This window comes from Streptomyces sp. NPDC017520, from assembly GCF_044329855.1.
In the GTDB taxonomy this organism is placed as follows: Bacteria; Actinomycetota; Actinomycetes; order Streptomycetales; family Streptomycetaceae; genus Streptomyces.
The window spans coordinates 369,544-384,242 of sequence record NZ_JBIRKB010000002.1 but is presented as its reverse complement, the minus strand read 5'-3'; the positions used below and the strand labels follow the sequence as shown (position 1 = coordinate 384,242).

Annotated in this window: 14 protein-coding genes and 1 riboswitch; of the genes, 11 read left to right on the top strand and 3 right to left on the bottom strand. The window is 70.0% G+C overall.

From position 1 onward, the window contains the following. The first annotated feature begins 35 nt into the window (after window positions 1–35). On the top strand, window positions 36–1,289 hold the full coding sequence (locus ACH4KB_RS05810) for an Ig-like domain-containing protein (RefSeq protein ID WP_398063917.1): 1,254 nt from the start codon (window positions 36–38) through the stop codon (window positions 1,287–1,289). Window positions 1,290–1,347: 58 nt separating this feature from the next. On the opposite strand, the gene ACH4KB_RS05805 is transcribed toward ACH4KB_RS05810, so the two are convergent. Beyond that, window positions 1,348–1,749: a hypothetical protein gene (locus tag ACH4KB_RS05805; RefSeq protein WP_361867288.1), complete on the bottom strand. Its 402-nt coding sequence runs from the start codon at window positions 1,747–1,749 to the stop codon at window positions 1,348–1,350. A gap of 199 nt (window positions 1,750–1,948) precedes the next feature. Between ACH4KB_RS05805 and ACH4KB_RS05800 the strand changes: the two genes are divergently transcribed. The 6 genes from ACH4KB_RS05800 (at window position 1,949) to ACH4KB_RS05775 (ending at window position 9,100) form a co-directional block, all read left to right on the top strand. Then, window positions 1,949–2,569 carry a heme-copper oxidase subunit III gene (locus tag ACH4KB_RS05800; RefSeq protein WP_003969635.1) on the top strand — a complete coding sequence of 207 codons (621 nt, stop codon included), beginning with the start codon at window positions 1,949–1,951 and terminating at the stop codon, window positions 2,567–2,569. A gap of 56 nt (window positions 2,570–2,625) precedes the next feature. Then, window positions 2,626–3,435 (top strand): c-type cytochrome, encoded by an 810-nt coding sequence (locus ACH4KB_RS05795; protein ID WP_018957425.1) that lies wholly within the window; start codon window positions 2,626–2,628, stop codon window positions 3,433–3,435. Next, a complete protein-coding gene (locus ACH4KB_RS05790) occupies window positions 3,432–4,484 on the top strand; it encodes a Rieske 2Fe-2S domain-containing protein (RefSeq protein ID WP_398063915.1) in 1,053 nt (350 codons plus the stop codon). The genes ACH4KB_RS05795 and ACH4KB_RS05790 overlap by 4 nt, the downstream gene beginning before the upstream one ends. Further along, window positions 4,481–6,130, top strand: coding sequence for a cytochrome bc complex cytochrome b subunit (locus ACH4KB_RS05785; RefSeq protein WP_398063913.1), 1,650 nt, complete (start codon window positions 4,481–4,483; stop codon window positions 6,128–6,130). The genes ACH4KB_RS05790 and ACH4KB_RS05785 overlap by 4 nt, the downstream gene beginning before the upstream one ends. Window positions 6,131–6,253: 123 nt before the next feature. Beyond that, entirely contained in the window at window positions 6,254–7,318 is a 1,065-nt protein-coding gene (gene trpD, locus ACH4KB_RS05780) for an anthranilate phosphoribosyltransferase (protein WP_398063912.1), read from the top strand. Between the two features lie 106 nt (window positions 7,319–7,424). After that, a riboswitch (SAM riboswitch) is annotated at window positions 7,425–7,542 on the top strand. Between the two features lie 178 nt (window positions 7,543–7,720). Beyond that, window positions 7,721–9,100 carry an aminotransferase class V-fold PLP-dependent enzyme gene (locus ACH4KB_RS05775; protein WP_398063910.1) on the top strand — a complete coding sequence of 460 codons (1,380 nt, stop codon included), beginning with the start codon at window positions 7,721–7,723 and terminating at the stop codon, window positions 9,098–9,100. Window positions 9,101–9,173: 73 nt separating this feature from the next. Here ACH4KB_RS05775 and ACH4KB_RS05770 read toward each other — a convergent pair whose 3' ends face one another. Both ACH4KB_RS05770 and ACH4KB_RS05765 read right to left on the bottom strand, forming a co-directional pair. Continuing rightward, entirely contained in the window at window positions 9,174–9,455 is a 282-nt protein-coding gene (locus tag ACH4KB_RS05770; protein WP_003969641.1) for an Lrp/AsnC family transcriptional regulator, read from the bottom strand. Continuing rightward, on the bottom strand, window positions 9,452–10,210 hold the full coding sequence (locus ACH4KB_RS05765; protein WP_398063908.1) for a rhomboid family intramembrane serine protease: 759 nt from the start codon (window positions 10,208–10,210) through the stop codon (window positions 9,452–9,454). Before ACH4KB_RS05765 ends, ACH4KB_RS05770 begins: the two co-directional genes overlap by 4 nt. A gap of 193 nt (window positions 10,211–10,403) precedes the next feature. Between ACH4KB_RS05765 and ACH4KB_RS05760 the strand changes: the two genes are divergently transcribed. The 4 genes from ACH4KB_RS05760 to ACH4KB_RS05745 all read left to right on the top strand — a co-directional run bounded on the left by ACH4KB_RS05760 (window position 10,404) and on the right by ACH4KB_RS05745 (window position 14,648). Then, window positions 10,404–10,646, top strand: a complete 243-nt coding sequence (locus ACH4KB_RS05760) for a hypothetical protein (protein ID WP_003969643.1) — start codon at window positions 10,404–10,406, stop codon at window positions 10,644–10,646. A gap of 39 nt (window positions 10,647–10,685) precedes the next feature. Beyond that, window positions 10,686–12,047, top strand: coding sequence for an NYN domain-containing protein (locus tag ACH4KB_RS05755; RefSeq protein ID WP_398063906.1), 1,362 nt, complete (start codon window positions 10,686–10,688; stop codon window positions 12,045–12,047). 292 nt (window positions 12,048–12,339) lie between these two features. After that, window positions 12,340–13,365 (top strand): NlpC/P60 family protein, encoded by a 1,026-nt coding sequence (locus ACH4KB_RS05750; protein ID WP_215102953.1) that lies wholly within the window; start codon window positions 12,340–12,342, stop codon window positions 13,363–13,365. A 254-nt stretch (window positions 13,366–13,619) separates the two neighbouring features. Then, complete coding sequence (locus ACH4KB_RS05745) at window positions 13,620–14,648, top strand: NlpC/P60 family protein (RefSeq protein WP_398063904.1); 1,029 nt, start codon at window positions 13,620–13,622, stop codon at window positions 14,646–14,648. Window positions 14,649–14,699 lie beyond the last annotated feature (51 nt).

Here is a 14,699-nt window from a genome sequence, read left to right as displayed (position 1 = left end):
CGCTGGAACGGATGAATCTTCCTAGCGTGGACGGCATGAACCACACGCCGCGCATCCGCACCGTAGTGAGCTGCACCCTGCTGGTCGTGACCCTCGCCGCGGGTGCGACCGCCTGTGGCTCGCCCGACGGCCACCCGCTCTCCACGAAGCCTTACGACGCGGGCGACCAGGTCTCCTTCAACGGCCCCTCCGACAAGGAGAAGGCCGACCCCGACAAGCCCCTGGAAGTCACCGTCGAGGGCGACGACGGGCGCATCACCGACGTCAGCGCCGTGGACACCGGCGGCCGCCACCTCGCGGGAGAGCTCTCCGCCGACGGGAGGCGCTGGCGCTCCACCGCCCCGCTCGCGGCAGGCACCGGATACACCGTCAGGGTCGCCATGGAGAACAGCGACGGCGCCCCAGGCGTCCGTACGCTCTCCTTCGACACCTCATCGCCCAAGAAGTTGCTGAAGGTCGCCTTCGGCCCGGAGGCGGGCACCTACGGCGTCGGACAGCCCATCACGGCGGAACTCAGCGCCCCGATCACCGACAAGGCGGCCAGGGCCACCGTCGAGCGCGCCCTGAAGGTCCGCTCCACCCCGGCGGTCACCGGCTCCTGGTACTGGGTCGACGACAAGAAGCTGCACTACCGCCCGAAGGAGTACTGGCCCGCGAACGCCACCATCGAGGTCCGCTCCAACCTGGCGGGCATCAAGGTGACCAACGCGCTCTACGGAGCCGAGGCCAAGCCCCTGAAGCTCGCCACCGGCGACCGGATCGAGGCCATCACCGACGCCGCGGACCACACCCTGACGGTGTACCGCAACGGAGAAGTGATCAACACCATTCCGGTCACCACCGGCAAGCCCGGCTTCTCCACCCGCAACGGGGTCAAGGTGGTGCTCGCCAAGGAGCAGTTCGTCCGTATGCGCGGCGAGAGCATCGGCATCGCCGCCGGCTCGTCGGAGTCGTACGACCTGCCGGTCTACTGGGCCACCCGGGTGACCTGGAGCGGCGAGTACGTCCACGCCGCCCCCTGGTCCACCGGCTCCCAGGGCAACGCCAACGTCAGCCACGGCTGCACCGGCATGAGCACCGACAACGCCGAATGGTTCTTCGACACCGTACGCGAGGGCGACATCGTCAAGGTCGTCGGCAGCGAGGGCGAGGACATGGACCCGTTCGGCAACGGGTTCGGCGACTGGAACCTCTCCTGGGAGAAGTGGCAGAAGGGCAGCGCCCTCCACGAGGGGGCGCCGGACAGCCCGGGGACGCTCCAGGCCGCCCGGCTGCGTCCCCACGTCTGATCCGGGCAGGAAGGTGCCGTACGGCGCCGGACGCCCCTCAGCGGGCCGTGGGGGCCTCTCAGGCCTCCACGGCGAGCCGCTGCCGCAGCAGCGCCGCCAGCGCGTCGGCGAACTCCACCGGGTCCACCGGGAGCGTCACGGCGGCCTCCGCCCGGCTCCAGGTGGCCAGCCACGCGTCCTGCGGGCGGCCGATCAGGAGGAGCACCGGCGGGCAGCGGAAGATCTCGTCCTTGATCTGGCGGCAGACGCCCATCCCGCCGATGGGAGCCGTCTCCCCGTCCAGCACGCAGACGTCGACGCCGCCGGCGTCGAGCGCCTTGAGGACGGCCGGGAGCGTCGCGCACTCCAGGAACTCCACGGGTGGGACGTCCGCGGCAGGCCTGCGACCGGCTGCCAGCCTCACCTGCTCGCGGATGTTGGCGTCGTCGCTGTAGACCAGGACCGTGGCGGTCGCCTGCATTGTTCCTCCGTGACATCGACGTCGTCGGGGCTCTCGGGGCATGAACCGATGCGCGGATCGTACTCCGCCCGACCGGCCGTCAGCACCGGTAATGACGACCTTCCGATGGGCCGTTCGGCGCAGGGTGCGACCCCTGCAGACGGTACGGACACACCGAACGGCACCCCCCGGGGTGAGGGCGGGATAAGCGACCGACATAATGTCGGTCGTGGCGACAGCAACGACAGTAGAAACCGGGCACGCGCACCCGTCGGTCAATCGGCCGAACCTCACCAGCGTCGGAACCATCATCTGGTTGAGTTCCGAGCTGATGTTCTTCGCGGCCCTCTTCGCGATGTACTTCACCCTGCGATCGGTGATGGGACCCGATTACTGGAAGGAGATGTCCGATCATCTGAACTTCCCGTTCTCGGCGACGAACACCACGATCCTGGTGCTCTCCTCACTCACCTGCCAGCTCGGCGTTTTCGCAGCCGAGCGGGGCGATGTGAAGAAGCTCCGCACCTGGTTCATCATCACGTTCGTGATGGGTGCGATCTTCATCGGCGGCCAGGTCCTGGAGTACACCGAGCTGGTCAAGGACGCGGGGCTCTCCCTGTCGTCCGACCCGTACGGCTCGGTGTTCTACCTGACCACCGGCTTCCATGGTCTGCACGTGACAGGCGGTCTCATCGCCTTCCTGCTGGTCCTCGGCAGAACGTACGCGGCCAAGAGGTTCACCCACGATCAGGCCACCGCCGCCATCGTCGTGTCCTACTACTGGCACTTCGTCGATGTCGTATGGATCGGCCTGTTCGCAACGATCTACATGATCAAGTAACCGGGCTTCGCACCCGCCCACCATCGACGCAGAAGATCCTGACACCGGGGTAATCCGTGAAAAAGCTCTCCGCACGACGACGCCATCCGCTGGCGGCGGTCGTCGTACTACTCCTCGCGCTGGCGGCCACCGGGGGGCTGTACGCCGCGTTCGCGCCTGCGGGCAAGGCGCAGGCCGATGAAACCGCCCAGTCCCTCGCCATCGAAGAGGGCAAGAAGCTCTACTCCGTAGGCTGCGCCAGCTGCCACGGAACCGGCGGTCAGGGCACCACCGACGGGCCGTCCCTCGTGGGCGTGGGCTCCGCCGCCGTCGACTTCCAGGTCGGTACGGGCCGTATGCCCGCGCAGCAGCCGGGCGCCCAGGTACCGAAGAAGAAGGTCATCTACACCCAGGCGGAGATCGACCAGCTCGCGGCGTACGTCGCGTCGCTCGGCGCCGGTCCCATCACGCCGACCGACAAGCAGGTCGACCCCGCGGGCGCGGACGTCGCCAACGGTGGCGAACTGTTCCGCACCAACTGCGCCCAGTGCCACAACTTCACCGGTAAGGGCGGAGCCCTGACGGAGGGCAAGTACGCCCCCGACCTCGAAGGCGTGAGCCCGAAGCACATCTACGAGGCCATGCAGACCGGCCCGCAGAGCATGCCCTCCTTCCCCGACACGACGATGCCGGAGCAGGAGAAGAAGGACATCATCGCGTACATCGAGACCGTGAACGGTGACGAGACGGAGAGCCCCGGCGGCCTGGCCCTCGGCGGTCTCGGCCCGGTCAGCGAAGGTCTGTTCGCGTGGATCTTCGGACTCGGCGCGCTCGTCGCAGTCGCCGTTTGGGTCGCGGCCCACACCGCTAAGGCCAAGAAGTCATGAGTAGCCAACAGATTCCAGAAGACAACCTGCCTGTGGTGCAGGAGACCGCGCACGGCGCGGTGGAGCGTCACGACGACCCGTTCGCCGACCCGGGACTGCCGGCCCACCAGCCGCGCATCCAGGACCTCGACGAACGCGCCGCGAACCGCTCGGAACGCGCCGTCGCGTTCATGTTCACCCTCTCGATGCTGGCGACGGTGGGCTTCATCGCCTCCTACGTCATCTTCCCGGTGGACAAGATCGTCTACATCTGGCCCTTCGGCCATGTGAGCGCGCTCAACTTCTCCCTGGGTCTCACCCTGGGCGCGGCGCTCTTCTTCATCGGCGCGGGAGCCGTCCACTGGGCGCGCACTCTGATGTCCGACGTCGAGGTCGCGGCCGACCGCCACCCGATCGAGGCCCCGCCCGAGGTCAAGGCCCAGGTCATGGCCGACTTCAGGGCCGGCGCCGAGGAGTCCGCGATCGGCCGTCGCAAGCTGATCCGCAACACCATGTTCGGTGCGCTGGCCCTGGTGCCGCTCTCCGGTGTGGTCCTGCTGCGCGACCTCGGTCCGCTGCCGGAGAAGAAGCTCCGGACCACCCTGTGGGCGGAGGGCAAGCAGCTCATCAACATGAACACGATGAAGCCGCTGCGCCCCGAGCACATCACCGTCGGGTCGCTGGCCTTCGCCATGCCCGAGGGGCTCGACCCGGAGTCGCACGACTTCCAGACGCAGATGGGCAAGGCGGCCCTGATGATCGTCCGCATCGAGCCGGACGACATCAAGGACAAGCGCCAGCGTGACTGGGCCCACGAGGGCATCGTCGCGTTCTCCAAGATCTGCACCCACGTCGGCTGCCCGATCAGCCTGTACGAGCAGCAGACGCATCACGTGCTCTGCCCGTGCCACCAGTCCACCTTCGACCTCTCCGACGGCGCTCGCGTCATCTTCGGTCCGGCCGGCCACCCCCTTCCGCAGCTGCGGATCGGTGTCAACAGCGAGGGCAACCTCGAGGCGCTCGGCGACTTCGACGAGCCCGTCGGTGCTGCCTTCTGGGAGCGCGGATGAGTACTGCGACAAAGAACCCCTCCGCCGCCGGTCCGGCGAGCGGGCGCAAGGCTCCGGCCGGCGAGCGGGTGGCCGACTGGGCGGACGGCCGGCTGGGCATCTACGGCCTCGCCAAGGCCAACATGCGCAAGATCTTCCCGGACCACTGGTCCTTCATGCTCGGTGAGGTCGCGCTCTACAGCTTCATCATCATCATCCTCACGGGTGTGTATCTGACGCTGTTCTTCCAGCCGAGCATGGGCGAGATCGTCTACCACGGTCCGTACGAGCCCATGCAGGGCATCCGGATGTCCGAGGCCTACGCCTCGACCCTGAAGATCAGCTTCGAGGTCCGGGGTGGTCTGCTCGTCCGGCAGATCCACCACTGGGCGGCGCTGATCTTCCTGGCCGCCATGTTCGTGCACATGATGCGCGTCTTCTTCACGGGCGCGTTCCGCAAGCCGCGCGAGATCAACTGGCTCTTCGGCTTCCTGCTGTTCGTGCTCGGCATGTTCACCGGGTTCACCGGCTACTCCCTGCCGGACGACCTGCTCTCCGGTACCGGTGTCCGCTTCACCCAGGGCGCGATCCTGTCCGTGCCGATCGTCGGTACGTACATCTCGATGTTCCTGTTCGGCGGCGAGTTCCCCGGCCACGACTTCGTGGCCCGGTTCTACTCGATCCACATCCTGCTGCTGCCGGGCATCATGCTCGGCCTGCTGGTGGCCCACCTGATCCTGGTCTTCTACCACAAGCACACGCAGTTCGCGGGTCCCGGCCGGACCAACAAGAACGTCGTCGGCATGCCGCTGCTGCCCGTGTACATGGCGAAGGCCGGAGGGTTCTTCTTCCTCGTCTTCGGCGTCATCGCGGCCATCTCGGCCATCGCCACGATCAACCCGATCTGGGCCATCGGCCCGTACCGGGTCGACCAGGTGTCCACCGGCGCCCAGCCCGACTGGTACATGGGCTTCGCCGAGGGTCTGGTGCGTGTGATGCCGGGCTGGGAGATCAACCTGTGGGGCCACACGCTCGCCCTGGGCGTGTTCATCCCGCTGGTCGGCTTCGGCGTGGTCCTCACCGCGATCGCGGTGTACCCGTTCATCGAGTCCTGGGTCACCGGCGACAAGCGCGAGCACCACATCCTGGACCGCCCGCGCAACGTCCCGACCCGTACGGGCTTCGGCGTCGCCTGGATCACGGCGTACTTCATCGGCCTCATCGGCGGTGGAAACGACCTGTGGGCCACGCACTTCCACCTGTCGATCAACGCCATCACCTGGTTCGTCCGGATCTTCTTCTTCGTCGGACCGGTCATCGCGTTCATCGTCACCAAGCGGATCTGCCTCGGCCTCCAGCGCCGCGACCGGGAGAAGGTGCTGCACGGTCGCGAGACCGGCATCATCAAGCGCCTGCCGCACGGTGAGTTCGTCGAGATCCACGAGCCGCTCAGCCCCGGGCAGCTGCACACGCTCACGGCGCACGAGCAGTACCAGCCGCTCGACCTCGGCCCCGCGGTCGACGAGAACGGCGTCAAGCGCAAGATCTCCCCGGTGCAGAAGCTGCGCGCCAAGCTCAGCAAGGGGTACTACGCCGACGGGAACCAGATCCCCAAGGCAACCCCCGAGGAGTACAAGGAGATCAGCGAGGGCCACGGCCACCACTGATCACCTGAACTGATCGCCACCGTGAGAGCCCCGTCCATTCGATGGACGGGGCTCTTCGCGGTCCGCCCGGCTGGATAGGGTGGAGCCATCTTTCCTGACCGGCTGTGGACCCTGGAGCGGACCATGAACGTTGTGACCCCGAACGGCGGCGACAGCGTGGCGGACCGTTCCTGGCCCGGCCTGCTGAACCCCCTCCTGCGCGGCGAGAACCTCAGCTCCGAGGAGACCGCCTGGGCCATGGACCGGATCATGAGCGGCGAGGCCACCGACGCGCAGATCGCCGGGTTCGCCGTCGCGCTGCGGGCCAAGGGCGAGACCGTCGACGAGGTCACCGGACTGGTCCGCGCGATGTACGCGCACGCCAACACCATCCACGTACCGGGCCGGACCGTCGACATCGTCGGCACCGGCGGCGACCTCGCCAGGACGGTCAACATCTCGACCATGTCCGCGATCGTCATCGCCGGCACCGGCGCCAAGGTCGTCAAGCACGGCAACCGGGCCGCCTCCTCCGCCAGCGGCTCCTCCGACGTGCTGGAGAAGCTCGGCGTCAACCTGGAGCTGACCCCGCAGCGGGTCGTCGAGGTCGCCGAAGCGGCGGGCATCACCTTCTGCTTCGCCGTGAAGTTCCACCCCGCCCTGCGGTACGCCGCCAAGGCCCGCAAGGAACTCGGCGCGCAGACCACGTTCAACATCCTGGGCCCCCTCACCAACCCGGCCCAGGTCCGCGCCCAGGCGGTCGGCGTCGCCGACGCCCGGATGGCGCCCATCGTCGCGGGCGTGCTGGCAGACCGGGGCAACTCTGCCCTGGTCTTCCGCGGTGACGACGGCCTCGACGAGCTGACCACCACCGCTACCTCCCGGGTCTGGGTGGTGCGCGACGGCTCGGTCCGCGGGGAGCCCTTCGACCCGCGCGACGTCGGGCTGCCCATCGTCCCCGTCGAGGCGCTGCGCGGCGCCGACGCCTCGTACAACGCCGATGTGGCCCGCCGGCTGCTGGACGGCGAGGGCGGCGCGGTACGGGAGGCGGTGCTGCTCAACTCGGCGGCGGCCCTGGTCGCCCTGGACCCGGCCCCCGGCACGCTGACCGAGCAGCTCGCGGCGAAGATCCTCGTCGCGGCCGAGTCCATCGACTCCGGGGCCGCCAAGCGGGCCCTGGAGCGCTGGGTGGTGGCCAGCAACGCCTGAACGCGCGACGGAGCCGCCTGCGGCCCGCACGGTGTGGCACAGGGCGCAGTCCGGATGCCGGACTGCGCCCTTGCGCGTGTGCACACGTATGGCAAGATGCTGCGCAGGTCATGAGTGACAGCGACTACGGCCCCGGCCCGCTGTCCGGCAACCCTCCGTCCGTGGCGGGGTGCCCCGGGTGAAGACCAGGCCGCAGGCAGCGAGGTCTGCGGCAAGCGCGGGCCCCTCGGCATCCAGCGGATGCCAGCCCCCGGGGTCCTGGTCCCTAGGGAGTCTTCTGTGAGCAAGCGAATGCGCTAGGGCTTGTCGCCCTCCTTCCGCGCACCCTTTTTCTTCCCCCCTCCCTGCGCTGCCGCGTACTGCCGGCGCATGGATTTCGCCTGCCTTTTACGGGAGTTCGCCATGTCTGTCCCCACCGCTGCCCTCGACTCGTCGGTTTGTGCCCCGCTGCCCGTTCTGGGGCAGAACGTCACGGTCCCGCTCGTCACCGGTGGTGAGGTCACCTACGCCGCGCTCGACTACGCCGCCAGCGCCCCGGCCCTCCAGCGGGTCTGGGACGACGTCGCCGCGTACGCCCCGTACTACGGCAGCGTCCACCGAGGCGCCGGCTACCTCTCGCAGCTCTCCACCGACCTCTTCGAGAACAGCCGCCGTACGGTCGCGGAGTTCCTCGGCTGCCGCGCGGACGACCAGGTCGTCTTCACCCGCTCCACGACCGACTCCCTCAACCTGCTGGCCGCAGCGATCCCCGCCGACTGCCAGGTCTTCGTCTACGAGACCGAGCACCACGCGTCCCTGCTGCCCTGGCGCGACGCCCAGGTCACCTACCTCAACGCGCCCCGCACCCCGGCCCAGGCCGTCGAGACCCTGGAGCGCGTGCTCGCCGACCGCGACCCCTACGGCCCTGCCCTCGTCTGCGTCACCGGCGCGTCCAACGTGACCGGCGAGCTGTGGCCGGTACGGGAACTGGCCGCCGCCGCCCACGCACACGGCGCCCGGATCGTCCTGGACGCCGCGCAGCTCGCCCCGCACCACCCCGTGGACATCGCCGAACTGGACGTCGACTGGGTCGCGTTCTCCGGCCACAAGCTGTACGCGCCCTTCGGCTCCGGCGTCCTGGCCGGCCGCGCCGACTGGCTCCAGGCCGCCGAGCCGTACCTCGCCGGCGGCGGCGCGTCCCGCAAGGTCGCCCGGCGCGCCGACGGCGGCGTGGACGTCGACTGGCACACCACGGCCGCCCGCCACGAGGCCGGTTCGCCCAACGTCATCGGCGTCTACTCCATCGCCTCCGCCTGCAAGGCCCTGACCGAGGCCGGCTTCGAGGACCTGGTCGCCCGGGAGCAGCAGCTCGTGGGCCGGGTCCGCGAGGGGCTCGCCGAGGTGCCCGAGGTGCGGGTGCTCTCGCTGTTCGGCGACGACGCCCCCCGGGTCGGCGTCATCTCCTTCGTGGTGCGCGGCTGGAACAGCTCGCACTTCGCCGCCGCCCTCTCCGCCGAGTACGGCATCGGCGTGCGCGACGGCCTCTTCTGCGCCCACCCGCTGGTGCGCACCCTGCTCGGCAGCGACCCGCAGGACCCGGGCGAGTGCGGTGCGCCGGAAGGCGAGCCGGGCGAGAGCTCGCTCAACGCGATCCGCGTCAGCTTCGGCGCCGGTACGCCCGACGAGCACATCGACCGGTTCCTGCGCGCGGTCTCCGAGCTGGTCCGCGAGGGCGCCCGCTGGAACTACCGCACCGAGGACGGCCGCTGCGTCCCGGACCGCGGCGAGGCCGCCCAGGTCTGACACGTCCTGACGAAACACCTCGGCCGGGGACAGGCGCACCGCCCGTCCCCGGCCTGATCGGCCACGAGAGGCCTTACGCGTCGAGGCCGATGGCGAAGGCGGCTTCCAGGTCGTGCTGGGAGTACGTACGGAACGCCACGTGGGTGTCGGTGCCCTCGACGCCCGGGATCTTGCTGATCCGGCCGGGGATGACATCGGCGAGGTCGTCGTGCCTGGCGACCCGGACCATGGCGATCAGGTCGTAGGTGCCGGTGACGGAGAAGACCTCGCTGACACTGTCCAGCGCGGCGATGGCCTCGGCGATCTCCGGAATCCGGTCCACGCTGGTCTTGATGAGCACGATCGCGGTGATCACGGCTGGCTGTCTCCCTCGGTGGCTGGAACCTTCACTCTAGGGCCTCCCGCCCCACCCCTGTAGCGCACCCAGGCGTACAGGAACCCGGCCACGAAACCCGCCACATGCGCCAGGTACGCCACCCCGGGCCCGCTGCCCGCCCCCTGCGCCGCCGCCCACTGGAGCCCGAACCAGAAGACCAGCACCATCCAGGCGGGGAAGCGCAGCGGCAGGAAGAAGAGGAACGGGAACAGGCTGGTCACCCGGGTTCTGGGGAACAGGTAGAGGAACGCGCCGAGCACTGCGGAGATCGCCCCCGACGCACCGACCAGCGTCTGCCCGGAGTCCGCGTGCGCCGCCGCGTAGCAGACCAGCGCCACATAGCCGCAGCCCACGTAGAACAGGGCGAACCGCAACCGGCCCATGCGCTCCTCGGCCATCGCGCCGAAGACGTACAGGAACAGCAGGTTCCCCAGCAGGTGCAGCCAGCTGCCGTGCACGAACAGGGCGGTGAACGGTGTGATCAGCGCATGAGTGGACCCCGCCCACAGCTCGGCGGGGATCACTCCCCACCGCTCGAAGTACCCGGCCTGCGCGGCGAGGAGAGCGTCCTCGCTCCCGCGGGCGGCGCCGCCGAACCCGGAGAGCGGGCTGATCAGGAAGATCACACCGCAGACGGCGATCAGCCCGTAGGTGACCGGGGCGCCGCTCGACGCCGCCGCGTCCCGGATCCTCCCCGCCGTGGTCCGCCAGTCGGCCTGCCGCCCATCGATCATGGACAGAGCATGACGTACTGGTGGAGAACCGGACGGAGCGCCTCGCCGTGCCGATGCCTATACGCGAGGCCGTAGGGTTACGCCAGGACTTCCGCAGTTCGACGGCGCACCGCGAGATCCTTGACGTAGACAGGTGGAGACGCGGCGGCGCGCCCGGCGCGGGCTTCTGGCGACGACGAAAGAGGACCCAACGATGACGACGGTTCCCCTGCCGACCGACTCGACCCGCTGGCGCTGCACGCTGTGCGGCAATCTCACGCGCTTCGACGTGACCCGCTCGTCCAAGGTCGTGGAGTACGTGCACCTCGACCTGGCCGGTGAGTCGAGTGTCGAGGAGCGGGAGGTCGTCAGTGAGACCATCGAGTCGGTCCGCTGTCGTTGGTGCAACGCGGTGGACCAGATCGAACTGGTGGACAGGCCGGGTGCCGCTTCCTGAGGGAGCGCACCCTTCGACATATCTATGGGGTGACGGACGGTGGATCAGCCGACCAGCGGCGCCGGACCGGCCGATGAGGCCGACGGCGGTGCGGAGGTGCTCGGCCGTCCGCTGCCCGAGGGTGTCCGACGGCGGGTGATCGCGCTGGTCTCGGACGCCTTCGGTGGCCTGACCGTCTCCGAACTGCCCGCCCAGCTACGGCAGTACGCCCGGTTCACCCCGACCCGGCGGGCGAAGTTCGCTGGGAACGCGATGGCCGCCGCGCTGGAGGGCGACTCCCTCTTCCGGCGGCGCATCGGGGAGCGGCTCGGCCAGTCCCAGCCCGAGCTGACCGGCGCGCTGGAGGCGGGTTCGCCGCCCGCCGCCGCCGATCCCCTCGATGTGGCCGCGGCCGCCTACGTGCTGCGCCCGGTCGGCTGGGTCAAGCTGGTCGAATCGGCCGGCGAGGAGGTCCAGCGCGCCGACGCGGAACGGGCCGACGAGGAGACCCGGCGCGAACTGGAGCACCTGCGCGAGGAGCTGGAGCGCGCCCGCGCCCACACCCGCGCCGAGACCGAGCGGCTGCGCACCGAGCTGGAGGCGGCCCGCAAGGAGGCCGAGTCGCTGCACCGCAAGCTGCGCAGCGCCCTGAGCGAGGTGAAGCGCGGCGAGGCCGCCCTGCGCCGCGGCGCCGCCGAGGCCGACACCGTACGCGCCGAGTCGGCGGCCCAGCTCTCCGCCGCGGAGAGCGAGTCGCGCCGGCTCAAGGGGCGGCTGGGGGAGGCAGAGGCGGCCCTGGAGGCGAGCCGCCGGGCCGCGCGTGAGGGCCGCTCGGTGGAGGACATGCGGCTGCGGCTGCTCCTGGACACCGTGCTGGACGCGGCATCGGGGCTGCGGCGGGAGCTGGCGCTGCCCCCGGCGACGACACGTCCCGCCGACACCGTGGACGCGGTGGAGCCCGGCCGGATGTCACCCAAGGACATTGCGGCCAGGGCCCTTTCGGAGACCGATCCGGCGCTGCTCGACCAGCTGCTGGCGCTTCCGCAGGCCCATCTCATCGTGGACGGCTACAACGTGACCAAGACCGGCTATCCCCAGATGCCGCTGGAGAAGCAGCGGTTGCGGCTGCTGGGCGGGCTCTCGGTGCTCGCGGCGCAGACCGGTGCCGAGATGACCTGCGTCTTCGACGGGGCCGAACTGGCCGCCCCGGTGCTGCTGGCCCCGCCCCGGGGCGTACGGGTGCTGTTCAGCAAGGCCGGGGTCACGGCGGACGAGCTGATCCGTCAACTGGCCCGCGCGGAACCGCCGGGGCGGCCCGTGGTGGTCGTCTCCACCGACCGGGAGGTGGCGGACGGCGTGGCCAAGGCCGGCGCACGGCCCGTCGCGTCCGTCTTGCTCCTCAAGCGCCTTTCGCGCGTCTAGCGGAATATGCACGACATGTGTGGCATGCCGGTTTTATGGGAACGTACCGTCAAGTCGCCGCTACACGCGGTGGGGTGAGAGTAAAGAAGTGCCTGGTGTGACGAGAAAAATCCTGTGAGGATTTGAACTGATCACAAGATGGTCACTAAGGTCGGGCCTCGAACCTTCGCACGGTTGATCACCCATTGGGGGTGACGGCGAAGGAACCGCCGAGTCCGTCATGTGCACGGAGCCGGGGAATCTTTCCCCCACAGCCCGGTAGGCGGCTCTGAGGAAGAAGGAGCTCGCCTTCGTGGCGTCCCACCGTCGTCCCAAGCAGCCGAGCCGCACCCGCGTGACCGTGCTCACCGCGACCGCCGCCGCGGCCGTGGCCCTGACCTCCCAGGCCGCCCACGCCGACCCCAAGCCGAGCAAGAGCGAAGTCAAGGCGAAGGTCGACAAGCTCTACCACGAGGCCGAGGCGGCCACCGAGAAGTACAACGGGGCCAAGGAGCAGCAGGACAACCTGAAGAAGGAAGTCGACGCGCTCCAGGACAAGGTCGCCCGCGGCCAGGCCGAGCTCAACACGCTGCGCACCGAACTCGGTTCGATCGCCACCGCGCAGTACCGCTCCGGTGGCATCGACCCCTCCGTGGCCCTCTTCCTCGCCTCGGACCCGGACAGCTTCCTCGACCAGGCCTCCGCGCTCGACCAGCTGACGGTCAAGCAGACGGAGTCGTTGCAGAAGATCCAGTCCAAGCAGCGCACCCTCGCCCAGCAGCGCAAGGAAGCCCAGGACAAGCTCGGCGACCTCGCCGACGTCCGCAAGGCGCTCGGCGAGAACAAGAAGAAGTACCAGGGCAAACTGGCCGACGCCCAGCAGCTGCTCAACACGCTGACGCAGGCCGAGCGTGCCAAGATGCAGAAGGACGAGCAGCGCGCCAGCCGCGCCGCCAGCGACCGGGTCGAACTCGGCAACGAGTCCCCCGCGTCCGGCCGTGGAGCCGCCGCCCTGGCCGCAGCCGCCACGCAGATCGGCAAGCCGTACGTCTCCGGCGGCTCGGGCCCCAACTCCTATGACTGCTCCGGGCTGACCCAGTGGGCCTTCGCCCAGGCCGGCGTCTCCATCACCCGGACCACGTTCACCCAGCACAACGACGGCACGAAGATCGGCCGCAGCCAGCTCAAGCCGGGCGACCTGGTCTTCTTCAACAACCTGGCGCACGTCGGCTTCTACGCCGGCAACAACCAGATCCTGCACGCCCCGAAGCCGGGCACCGTCGTCCGCTACGAGTCGATGGACTACATGGGCACCTTCCAGTTCGGCGTCCGCATCTGACGCCACGGCCCGCCCGCGGCGCACCCGAACGAGGGAATCGCCGAGCACCGCACTGACGCCCCGCCCCGCCGGAGACCAAGGTCACCGGCGGGGCGGTGGCGTTGGACCTCTCTGCCGCCACCGGCGCGGTCTTTTGCCGGTGCGTAGTCGCGCGATTACTGTCTGGCTGCCGCGCAGCTCCCGGTCTCCGTCCGCCCGTCCCGGGCGGCAGGGGCTGCGCACTACCGCGTCAGCGGAAGGGAGTGCGGCTACCTGTGGTGTCCCATCGCCGTTCCACACCGTCCGGCTTCACCAGAGGCGTCCGGGTCACGGTCGTCTCGGCGGCCGCCGCCACCGCGGCCGCGACGCTGACCGGGGCCCCGGCGAGCGCCGACCCGAAGGAGACCCGGGAGAGCGCCAAGGCAGCCGTCGACCGCCTCTACGGGGAGGCCGAGCAGGCCACCGAGCGCTACAACGAGGCCGGGGAGCGCGTGGACCGGCTGCGCGGCGAGGCGGACCGCTTCCAGGACGCCACGGCCCGGGGCCAGGAGCGGGTCAACCGGATGCGCGACGCGCTGGGTGCGATGGCGGGCGCGCAGTACCGCACCGGCTCCATCGACCCGGCGCTCGCTCTGCTGCTCTCCGCCGACCCGGACACCTACCTGGAGCGGGCCGCCGCCCTTGAGCGGGCCGGCGCCCGGCAGGCGATGACCCTGGACAAGCTGCGGCACGCGCAGCGCAAACTCGCCCAGACCCGCGCGGAGACCACCCGTGCCCTGACCGAGCTGGAGCGCAACCGGGCCGCCGTCACGCGCCACAAGCACGCCGTCGAGTCCAAGCTCCGCGAGGCCCGCCGGCTGTTGGACTCGCTGCCCCCGGAGGAACGCGCCACCTTCGACCGGGCCTCCCGCTCCGGCCGCGAGGGACCGCCCGACCTCTCCGGCGTCGTCCCCGGCTCGGCCCGCGCGATGTCCGCCGTGGCCGCCGCCCACCAGGCGCTCGGGAGACCCTACGTCTGGGGCGCCAACGGGCCCTCCGGGTTCGACTGTTCCGGCCTGATGCAGTGGGCCTACGCCCAGGCCGGGGTGAGCCTGCCCCGCACCTCCCAGGCCCAGCGATACGCGGGCCGCATGGTGCCCCTCTCCCAGGCGCGGCCGGGGGACCTGGTCGCCTACCGTGCGGACGCCAGCCACATCGGCATGTACGTCGGCAACGGCCAGGTCATCCACGCCCCCTACCCGGGCGCCCCGGTCCGCTACGATCCGGTCGGCATGATGCCCGTCTCCTCGGTGACCCGGATCTGACCGTACGACCGGATCTGACCGTACGATCGGCAGGGTGGCCGTACGAGGACG